The sequence below is a fragment of the Armatimonadota bacterium genome (assembly GCA_016789105.1).
Taxonomy (GTDB): Bacteria; Armatimonadota; Fimbriimonadia; order Fimbriimonadales; family Fimbriimonadaceae; genus UphvI-Ar2.
Genome location: JAEURN010000009.1, coordinates 80795 through 90450, shown reverse-complemented (window position 1 = coordinate 90450; position 9656 = coordinate 80795). Strand labels below are relative to the sequence as shown.

The 9656-nt window shown below is 58.5% G+C and carries 10 protein-coding genes; 4 read left to right on the top strand and 6 right to left on the bottom strand.

The genetic code is table 11. The features are described from left to right. Positions 1–78: 78 nt before the first annotated feature. Positions 79–1278 carry a glycine C-acetyltransferase gene (locus tag JNM28_11710; GenBank protein ID MBL8069108.1) on the bottom strand — a complete coding sequence of 400 codons (1200 nt, stop codon included), beginning with the start codon at positions 1276–1278 and terminating at the stop codon, positions 79–81. A gap of 65 nt (positions 1279–1343) precedes the next feature. Between JNM28_11710 and JNM28_11705 the strand changes: the two genes are divergently transcribed. The 3 genes from JNM28_11705 to JNM28_11695 all read left to right on the top strand — a co-directional run bounded on the left by JNM28_11705 (position 1344) and on the right by JNM28_11695 (position 3338). Continuing rightward, positions 1344–2018, top strand: a complete 675-nt coding sequence (locus JNM28_11705; protein MBL8069107.1) for a DUF3298 and DUF4163 domain-containing protein — start codon at positions 1344–1346, stop codon at positions 2016–2018. A gap of 101 nt (positions 2019–2119) precedes the next feature. After that, positions 2120–2713, top strand: a complete 594-nt coding sequence (locus tag JNM28_11700; GenBank protein MBL8069106.1) for a DNA-3-methyladenine glycosylase — start codon at positions 2120–2122, stop codon at positions 2711–2713. An 85-nt stretch (positions 2714–2798) separates the two neighbouring features. Further along, positions 2799–3338: a hypothetical protein gene (locus JNM28_11695; protein ID MBL8069105.1), complete on the top strand. Its 540-nt coding sequence runs from the start codon at positions 2799–2801 to the stop codon at positions 3336–3338. 17 nt (positions 3339–3355) lie between these two features. Here the strand turns inward: JNM28_11695 and JNM28_11690 are convergent, their stop codons facing one another. The 4 genes from JNM28_11690 to JNM28_11675 all read right to left on the bottom strand — a co-directional run bounded on the left by JNM28_11690 (position 3356) and on the right by JNM28_11675 (position 7677). Beyond that, positions 3356–3775 (bottom strand): YbaN family protein, encoded by a 420-nt coding sequence (locus JNM28_11690; protein ID MBL8069104.1) that lies wholly within the window; start codon positions 3773–3775, stop codon positions 3356–3358. 147 nt (positions 3776–3922) lie between these two features. Next, positions 3923–5107 (bottom strand): hypothetical protein, encoded by a 1185-nt coding sequence (locus JNM28_11685; protein ID MBL8069103.1) that lies wholly within the window; start codon positions 5105–5107, stop codon positions 3923–3925. Between the two features lie 523 nt (positions 5108–5630). After that, entirely contained in the window at positions 5631–6383 is a 753-nt protein-coding gene (locus tag JNM28_11680; protein MBL8069102.1) for an ABC transporter ATP-binding protein, read from the bottom strand. A gap of 7 nt (positions 6384–6390) precedes the next feature. After that, positions 6391–7677, bottom strand: a complete 1287-nt coding sequence (locus JNM28_11675; protein ID MBL8069101.1) for a TolC family protein — start codon at positions 7675–7677, stop codon at positions 6391–6393. 115 nt (positions 7678–7792) lie between these two features. Between JNM28_11675 and JNM28_11670 the strand changes: the two genes are divergently transcribed. After that, a complete protein-coding gene (locus tag JNM28_11670; GenBank protein MBL8069100.1) occupies positions 7793–8866 on the top strand; it encodes a class I fructose-bisphosphate aldolase in 1074 nt (357 codons plus the stop codon). Positions 8867–8927: 61 nt separating this feature from the next. On the opposite strand, the gene JNM28_11665 is transcribed toward JNM28_11670, so the two are convergent. Further along, positions 8928–9551 carry a hypothetical protein gene (locus JNM28_11665; GenBank protein ID MBL8069099.1) on the bottom strand — a complete coding sequence of 208 codons (624 nt, stop codon included), beginning with the start codon at positions 9549–9551 and terminating at the stop codon, positions 8928–8930. Between the last annotated feature and the right edge of the window lie 105 nt (positions 9552–9656).

Sequence of the window (9656 nt, the reverse complement as noted above, 5' to 3'; positions counted from 1 at the left end):
CAGGGTATGAGGAGCGGAGCCCGAGTGGAGAAAACAACCCCTCCCAACCCTCCCCAGACTTGGGGAGGGGAATGCGGGCTAAACCCCGGCGCCGAGCTTGTCACGCACCCGGATGAAGGCACCCAAGGCATCAGCAAGATCTTGGTCGGTATGGGTCGCATTGGGCATGGTGCGGATGCGCGCCTTGCCCTTGCCCACCGTCGGATACACGATCGCGAGAGCATAGACGCCTTCTTCCCACAACAACCGCTCCGCCTCTTGGGCCGCCTTCTCCTCTCCAAAAAGGATCGGGGTGATCGGGGTCTCGCTGCCCATTGTGTCGAACCCCGCCCCGTGCAACATCTCTTTCCATTTGCGGGCGTTGTCCCATAGTTTCGCCATGGGTTCGGGGTCGTTTTCCATCACATCTAGCGCAGCAATGAGGGCAGCAGCGACCATCGGCGGGTGGGCAGTGGAGAACAAGTATGGCCGGCCACGGTTGACCAACCACTCCTTCAATGGCGCACTCCCGGCAATATAACCACCGACAACGCCGAGGGCTTTGCTCAATGTGCCCAACTGGATGTCCACTCGGCCGTAAAGGTCGAAGTGGCTGGCGGTGCCGGCCCCATTCTTGCCCAACACGCCGCTGGCATGGGCGTCATCCACCATTACAAAGGCGTCATACCGCTCCGCAAGACCCACAATTTCTGGCAGCGGGGCGATGTCGCCATCCATGCTGAAAACGCCGTCAGTGATGATCATGCGCTTATTAAAGCTTTGCGCCCGCCGGAGGCAATCCTCCAACTGATCCATGTCCTTATGCGCATAGACCCAGCCGTCGCTCTTGCGGTAACTCGCCGCACTCAGCCGCACTCCGTCGATGATTGAGGCATGGTTAAGCTCATCGCTGATAATCACATCCTCGCCAGTAACCACCGCCGGGATGCACCCACTGTTTGCCGTGAATCCGCTCGTGAAAACGAGCACAGCCTCTACCTTCTTGAACTTGGCAAGACGTTCCTCCAATTCGTCGTGGATCGCCATGGTGCCACCAATCCAGCGCACGGCCCCGGCACCAACCCCCCACTTTTCAATAGCCTCCAACGCCGCCTGGCGAACCTTGGGATGGTTCGCCAACCCCAGATAGTTGTTGCTGCTGAGGTTGATGACTTCCCGACCGTCCATCCGGACCCGCCCGCCCGCCGGGGATTCCAGGATGCGCGGCGTTTTGTAAAGGTGGGCGTCCTTCAACCCTTGGATCTCGCCTTTGAGCCAGCTTTGCAACGTGTCGTTCATTCAGTGCAGTTTATCCCGCCCTTGGGGAAGGTGCCCCAGGCGTAGGCTTCCAGTAAAATGCCGCCATGCCCCTCGCCGCTGCCGCACTGGTCGTATTAGCCTTCGCCGATACAAAGATCACCCATAAATCCTTGCATGACACCAAAAAGGGCAAATATGAACTCAACCTCCACTGGGTCGAACTCTCCCCCAAATCTGCGGTCAACAATTTAGCCAACACACTCATCAAATCGGCAGTGATGGGTGATATCGTCGAATTCAAAAAAGATGCGATGGAGCCCGGCTACAAGCCCGTTGCCCCTTGGGAGCACGAAGTTGGATGCACGGTATCGATGGCAACCCCGAACTTGGTCAGCGTTCTGATTGACACTTACAATTACTCCGGTGGCGCCCACCCCAACGGCTGGACGGAAGTCGTCAATGTAGCGCTCATCAGGGGCAAGGCCCAACAACTCACCCTCAAAGACCTGCTGGCACCGGGCGTCACCGAATCAGATATCCTCGACGTCATCGTGCTCCCGCGGGCAAACGCCGCCAAACGCGAACGGGGCATGGATGAGATCGACACGTTGCCTGAGGAAACCAATCGGAAGTTCATCATCTCCAAATTCGGCCTGACTTTCCCGTTCGACAAATACGCCATCGGTGCCTATGCCGAGGGCGAATACCAAGTGAAAGTCGCATGGAAGGATATGACAGGGTTGATTAACACGAAAGTCATCCCGTTTGCGGTGCCGTGATTCTCAACGTCATGCCGATCAGTCGTTAGTCATGGGTCGATGAGCTCCCCCACTGTTCAGGGCCTGCCCCGTGTCTTCACGCGATCTGGTTCAATCATGGCGTGGACGGCGAAGAACTCCGGAAGCGGTTGACCCTCCTTCCCGTCGAAGAATCGGCCGCCATGCTCCTGGGCGCACGGCTGGTGACCCCCGTCGGCTCGTGCCAAATCGTTGAGGTTGAAGCATATTCGGGCTCCCAAGATCCAGGCTCTCACGCCTTCCGGGGAGAGACCCCACGGAACCGGGCGATGTTCGGCCCATCCGGCCACCTCTACACCTATTTCGTGTACGGGAGTTCTTGGATGCTCAATCTCACCGCCGGGCCAGCGGGGGTGCCTGCGGCCATCCTCATCCGCGCAGCCATCCCGCTGGACAACCTCGATGCCGTCCGACTCAACCGGCCAAGAGCCAAGTCAATCCACGATTTGGCCAATGGGCCGGGGAAAATCTGCGCGGCTTACGGGATTGGTGCTGCCGAATACGGGTTGGACGCTCTGGATCCCGATTCTAGGGTTCACATTTTGCCAGACAAGCAGGCCCGTGAGGTCATCGCCACGCCGCGGATCGGGCTCGCCGTCGGCAAAGGCCACGAGACACCTTGGAGGTTTGTCGACGCCGGAGCCGCCCAGTGGGCATCTCGCCGCTCACTTCCCTGAGGCCGTTGCCCAGCGGCTCTTTCCCTTTCGGCAGGCCACCGAGTGCCGTTGGGCACCCATTTGCCTGCGAAAGGAAACACTACTCATGACAACCACAATCAAACGTGCTTTGGCCGCTTTGCTGGCAATCGCGGTCGCCGGAGCGGCCGCCGCCGGCGTCCGACCGGCCGAACCCTGGCGAGAATTCCGGATCCCTGGATCGAAATATGCCATCTCTGCGCCTGCGGCGTTCTCCCCGAACGATGCGGCTTCGGCCTTACCGGGGCCCGAGTTCCAGGCAACGGTCGCTGACCCCGTCCTGATCGTCGGGGTCAAGTCCGTTACAGATCCCGCGGCCACCATGGAAAGTCCGGCCTTTTGCGCCAACCAAACCCTTCAATCCATGCGGGGCAACCCGAGTTTCGTCCAGGGTGACTTCTTGAATAAGACCGTCCGGGGCGTGGATTCCGCTTGGATCTGCTATGACCTTTACAATGCCGAAAACGGCGTCAAGATGACGCAGGTCATTGGGATCATCGGGCGGGCAAATGAACGGATGATCGTCTGCCTGACCTATGACAACACATCCAAAGCGGCCTTTGAAACCGCCATTAAAGTCATGGAATCGATCCGGATCGCCCCATGATGGCCCCCCGCCGCCGGTCATGCACCCAACTGGTCGGCGGCGGGAACACCTGGATGGGCCCCCGAGAACTCTTCGATATCTTCAGTGTTCCGGCGAGTGACAATGTAACCGATCCCGGCCAACCCGAGGCCGCCGACCACCGCTTTAACCCATGGCTTGCGGATTGCAAACATTGACAGCCCGCAAAAAACGACGATGCTCAGGCATGCCACCCACTTGATCCGGCGGCTGATGCTCCGGTGTCGCTCCCAATGGGTGAGGGTCGGCCCAATGATTTTGTGGTCTAGCAACTTCCTGCGCCACTTTTCATTTGCCCCCTTGGTGAATGCTGCCAGGGCCAGAATAAAAAAAATGGTCGAAGGCATTCCTGGAACGGCAATGCCAACTAGCCCCGTGCCCACCATGGCAAAGCCCAACAGGTTCCATAGGAGCCGCATCAACCTCATTATCGCCGCACCAGGCAGCATTGCCCTTGACCGAGATGGGGCGAAGTTGACTCCGGCGACGGGGGTCGCCCCAAAGGGAGGCGCGCCCCCCATGGATGCCAGGGGGGCGCGCCGATTGTCCGAGCCGCCGTCTTCTCTTTACGCTGCGGCGCGTGAGTTGCCTTCCTTGTTTCTTGAAACGACCTGCTGGGCCTCGTTGATTACCGCGTTGAGCTGGGAGATTTGGGCATTGACCTCATGGACGCTGGCCACAAGCTCTTCCACTTGAGCCGTCATCTCCTCTGTCGAGGCACTCATCTCTTCCGTTGCGGCGCTGTTCTGTTCGCTTGTGGCCGCGATGTTCTCGATCCCCGAATTCGCCGAACTCACTTCGTGGTTGATCTGCTCGATGAGTTGGAGGTTCGATTCCGCCACGCTGTTGACTTGTTCCATGGCCGATGAGAGTTGCACATTCAGTTTTGTTGTCTCTTCGGCGGTTTTGGCGATCCCTTCCAGGCACCCGGCTGCCATCAGCGTGATTTCGGCCGCCCCTTCGACGTCGGTGATGGTTTGTTCCATCGACGCTGCGGCCTGTTGGCTGCCGGCTTGCACGGCGTTAATCAAGACGGCGATCTCTTTAGTTGCCACCGAACTGTGCTCGGCAAGTTTCCGGACTTCTTCGGCCACAACGGCAAACCCCCGGCCCATTTCCCCGGCCCGGGCCGCTTCGATGGCAGCGTTCAAAGCCAGGAGGTTCGTTTGGGCCGCGATGTCTTCGATGGTCTGCACGATCCGCCCGATCTCGTCTGACCGGGTCGTCATCTCGTTGACCTGGTTCGCGGTCTCGGACACGGTCGCCTTGACCCGGTCGATGGCGACCATTTTCTCTCGGATCTCTTCCCAGACTTTCGATTGTTTGGCGATTTCGTCGATGCTAGACAAAACCGTTCGTGCCACTTCACCGGCGTCCGAGAGGGCCGTCTGCTGGTGGATCGACCCTTCGCTGATCTTGTAACTCGCTTGGGCAAGTTCCCGCATGCTGGAGGCTGCGCTCTGACTGGCATCCGCCTGGACGGTTGCCGAACCCGCCAATTGCTCGCTGACCTTTGCCAGTTCGGTGATGGCCCGACCAGAATCTTCGCTCCCGGCCAAAAGCTGTTCGCTGTTGTGTTGCAGGTTTGTGGCGATCTCCCGCGACTGGTCTACAATTTCGCGAATTTTGGCAATGTAGCCAAACTCGATGTACGCTTCCATCACCAGCGCCTGGTCGAGGTTCAAAGTTTTTTGAAAGGCCCGGAGCCAACGGCTGAGCTTGGCCGGGCTGAACTTGTTCGATTTCACCATCAAGTCGAAAATCACGTCGTAATAGGTGCTCATCGCCGCATAAAACCACACTGGCTCCAGCCCGATCCGGGCATGGATCTGGCCTACAATCAATCGGCTTTCAAAGTATCCGGCCCCAAATTCGCCGTTCAGCATTTCGGCAAAGTAATTCGGATTGGTCTTCTTCAGTTTGTCGATGTTCGACCCCGCGGCAGTCACGATTGCTAGGGCGTCGGGATATTGGCCGATGTGGGCATAAAACGCGTCCACGATATCGGCCATATGCTTGTCGAAGAAGGGTTTCATGTCCCGCAGTGCGTCGCGGTCGTCGTTTGTGATCCGGTTGATGTCCAAACGGCGTTGTTGTTCGCGGGCATCAAGGCCAAAAAGCGGTGTCAGCATGGTCCTACCTGGTGTTTCTTTCGGTAAAGATCGGCTGAAACTACCTGGCGGCACAGCATGTTCTTGCAAATTTGCAACAGATTATCAAGATTCAAATCATGACAGTTTTTTCATGATTATGATGCTGGCTGAGCCGGTCGATTCAGGCCGGAAGGTCGGCGGCCGACGGAAGCTTCGCCAGCTCTTCACGGGCATCGATCGGATGTTCGACAAGCTCATCCTTTTCGATCTTCCCATCCCGGAACCGGATGATGCGACTGCAATGACGGGCGATGTCTTCTTCGTGAGTGACGATCACAACCGTTTTGCCCGCCCGGTTGAGCTCTTGGAACAGGGCCATGATCTCAAAACTCGTCCGCGTATCCAGGTTCCCGGTCGGTTCGTCGCCGAAGATGATCACCGGATCCGTTACAATTGCCCGCGCGATCGCCACCCGCTGTTGCTGGCCCCCCGAAAGCTCGTTGGGCTTGTGGTGAACCCGCTGGCCCAGACCCACCTTTTCCAGGGCCGCTTTTGCCAATGCGGACCGGTTCCGGGTGCCAGCATAAAGCAGCGGGAGCTCCACGTTCTTGAGTGCGCTCGTCCGCGGCAAGAGGTTGAACGTCTGAAAGACGAACCCGATGTACTTGTTGCGGACTTCTGCCAACTCTTGGTCGAATAGCCGGCTGACTTCCCGACCGTTCAAATAGTATTCGCCGCTGGTCGGCCGGTCCAAACACCCCGCCATGTTCATGAACGTGGATTTCCCCGATCCGCTCGGACCCATGATCGCCACAAATTCACCTTGGTAGATGTTGACCGAAACCCCGTTGAGGGCGCGAACAACCATATCCCCCATCACATAGGTTTTTGTGAGGTTGCGGGTTTCGATGACCGGTTTCGGCGGTGCTTCCATTTTTCCCTTATTCGCCCGGAACCGGTTGGCCGGTTGCCAACCGGAATTTGACGTCCGAGATCAGCATGTCATATGTCGCCTGGACCAGGTTCGACTCTGCGGTGGTGAGGCTCACCCTGGCGGTCAGCACTTGAATCAAGTTCCCAGCCCCTTCCTTTTGGGCGGCTTCCGCTGCCCGGTAGTTTTCCTGGGCTGCATTCAATGCCGCCGTCGCAGCTTCAAACCGGATCCGGTTTTGGCCGTATTCCTTGTAAGTCGATTCGATTTCGGCGCGAACGTTTCGGACATCCTGCTCAAAGCTCGCATTCTGTGCCTCCAGAGTTAACCGGGCAGCGTCGAGCACCGACTTGGAATTCTGGCCATCGTAAAGCGGCATGCTGGCCGAAAAGGTCAGCGAGGCCCTTTGGAAAGGGTCGTCAGCAAAAACACGGCGGTACCCCGCATCCAACGAGAATCCGATGAGCGAGTCGCGCTTGGCCGTTCGGACGGCCACCTGTTGGGAATAGATCCGCTCCCGGCTCGCCGCCAAGTCGGCCCGGTTTGCCAAACCCAATTCGATCGCCTGCTGCAGAGTCATATCCAATTCAGGCAGTTGTTGAGCGGTCGGCTTGGCCAATTCCGGCAATTCGCTCTGCTCCCAAGCCAAAACGGCCTTGAGATCTGCAGCAGAGGTTGCCACTTGGTTTTCCGCCGCCAGCACACTGACCCGGGCATTTTGGTAATCGGCTTCCGCCTGCAAGATGTCCTTCTTCGGCACATCCTCGATCGGCGGGTTCGCCCGGAACTTCGTCTGCTCCAAGATGACTTTTGCCCGTTCGAGGTTGTCCATTTGGACGCGGAGCAATTCTTGCGCCCTCAAAGCATCGTAAAACCGGGAGTGCACGCTGAAGAGCGTGTTGCGCAAAGTCTGCAAGGCATTGAACTGCTGGGCCTCGGCACTGTAGCGGGCCTGGTCGTAGCGATCCTGCCGGCTCCCGTCATCGAACAACCGCCAGCTTACGTCCAAAGCCGCATTTGTTGTCGTGAAATCGTCCTTAGACCGGAACGGCCCGGTGAGGGTTTCACTGCGCCCCCAGTCCCGTGAAATCGAGGGGGTCACACTTGGCAAAAAGGCACTGTAGGCCCCTCGGGCACTTTTTTGGGAAGCCCGGTAGTTCAAAAATGCCGCCTGGACCGAGCCGTTCCGCTCTTTGGCCATTGTCAATGCGTCGCTGATGGTCAATGGCTGCTGGGCCGAAGCCAATCCGCAAAGCCCCATTCCAAGGAACAAGGCCCCTATTGTCCGCTGTCTCATCCTATCTGTCCCAATTTCCTCAAACCGGTTATACCGACCCCGGCCGTGCCGGGTTGCCAATAGGGGCCGCAAGGCCCCGGCAAGACCACCCCGGCGTTCGTGGCACAATAGCCAAATGGCGCGATCACTCAGCGAAATCGAAGCAATCCTCGGTGCCCATGCGGAACCGTTGCTGGGGCACACCAGCAAAACCATCGACAAGTCGATGCTCCACCTGCCCGGCCCCGATTTCGTCGATCGGATCTATGCCCAATCCGACCGGAACAACAAAGTCTTGGGGAGCCTCCAAAAGATGTTCTCGCACGGCCGGCTCGGCGGGACCGGTTATGTCAGCATCCTGCCCGTAGATCAAGGGATCGAGCACAGCGCCGGAGCCTCTTTTGCCAAAAACCCCGTCTGCTTTGACCCGGCGGGAATCGTGGAACTCGCGGTGGAAGGCGGATGCAACATGGTCTGCTCCACACTCGGCGTCCTCGGCATGGTCAGCCGCAAATATGCGCACCGCATTCCCTTCATGGTCAAACTTAACCACAACGAACTGCTGAGCTACCCCAACCGCGCAGACCAGGTCATGTTCGCCCAAGTGGAGCAAGCGTGGGACATGGGGGCCATCTCCGTGGGGGCGACCATCTATTTCGGGTCAGAAGAATCAACACGCCAACTCGTCGAAGTCAGCCAAGCCTTTGAGCACGCCCACAGCCTGGGGATGAGCACCGTTCTTTGGTGCTACCTGCGCAACGACGCCTTCAAGAAAGACAAGGATTACCACCTTTCAGCCGACCTGACCGGCCAGGCCAATCACCTGGGCGTCACCATCCAAGCCGACATCATCAAACAAAAGCTCCCCGAATGCAACGGCGGCTACAAAGCCCTGGGCACCGGCGGATCCAGCTACGGCAAGCTGGATGAACGGATGTACACCGAGTTGGCCACCGACCACCCGATCGACCTGACCCGGTACCAACTCATCAACTGCTACATGGGCCGGTGCGGGCTCATCAACTCCGGCGGCGCATCGGGCGACAACGACCTCCAAGATGCGATCACAACCGCCGTCATTAACAAACGCGCCGGCGGGTCGGGGCTCATTTCTGGTCGCAAGGCATTCCAAAGGCCGCTCAAAGAAGGGATCGAGATCCTCAACGCCATTCAAGATGTCTATCTCTGCGATGGCGTGACCATCGCCTGACGGAGGGAATCGCATCTGGGGCTGGCCAATGCCTGCCAGCCCCAGAAATGCCGAGCGGCGCTCAGCCCTGCACCGGCTCTGCCGAAGGCTCTGCCATCTCCACTACCGCGACGGCCGAGGATTTTGCCACGGTTTGATCCAGCACTTCAAGGCCAAGGGGCGTTGCCACCCGCTCAGCGCTTTGCAGCGCCAGGGCATGGTGGTCTTGCTTGTTCAAACTTTCGACAAACGATCCAGGAACCGTGTCGATCAACATCGCTTCCCGGCGGGCATTCTTCCAAACCATAAAGACCCGGAACTGCTCGAATTCGTCCGCCTCGCCGTCGTGCTGGGCCGCATCGGTAAACAGTTCTGACCGGACACACACGCATTGAAAGGCCTCCCGCGCCGGCCCCCGTTCGCCCAACAGCACGGGCAGGAACCCTTTGACGGCTTCGTACCGACCTTCTTTGAGGTGGAGGGCGAACTTGACCGTCCACGTGGCGACCAAGAATCCGCCCAGCATCAGGATGGATCCCCCAACCACTTCGGCGACATTTGCCGTTTTTGAGCCGTAGAGCCCGTGTGCGACCGCGGCCGCCCCCGGGATGGCGGCCACCAAACCCCAAAGCCTTTGCCGGTTCGGGGTTTGCCAGGACATCACGTTTCCGTCCCCACCGGTTTGCTCTTCCAAATACCCTGCCATTTTTCAGCCCCTACCCTGATTAACGGCCACCGCCGCCAAGATGATTCTACAGAACAACTACTTCAAAACAAAATTACACGGTTCCAGCAGATTGCAAGCACCCGA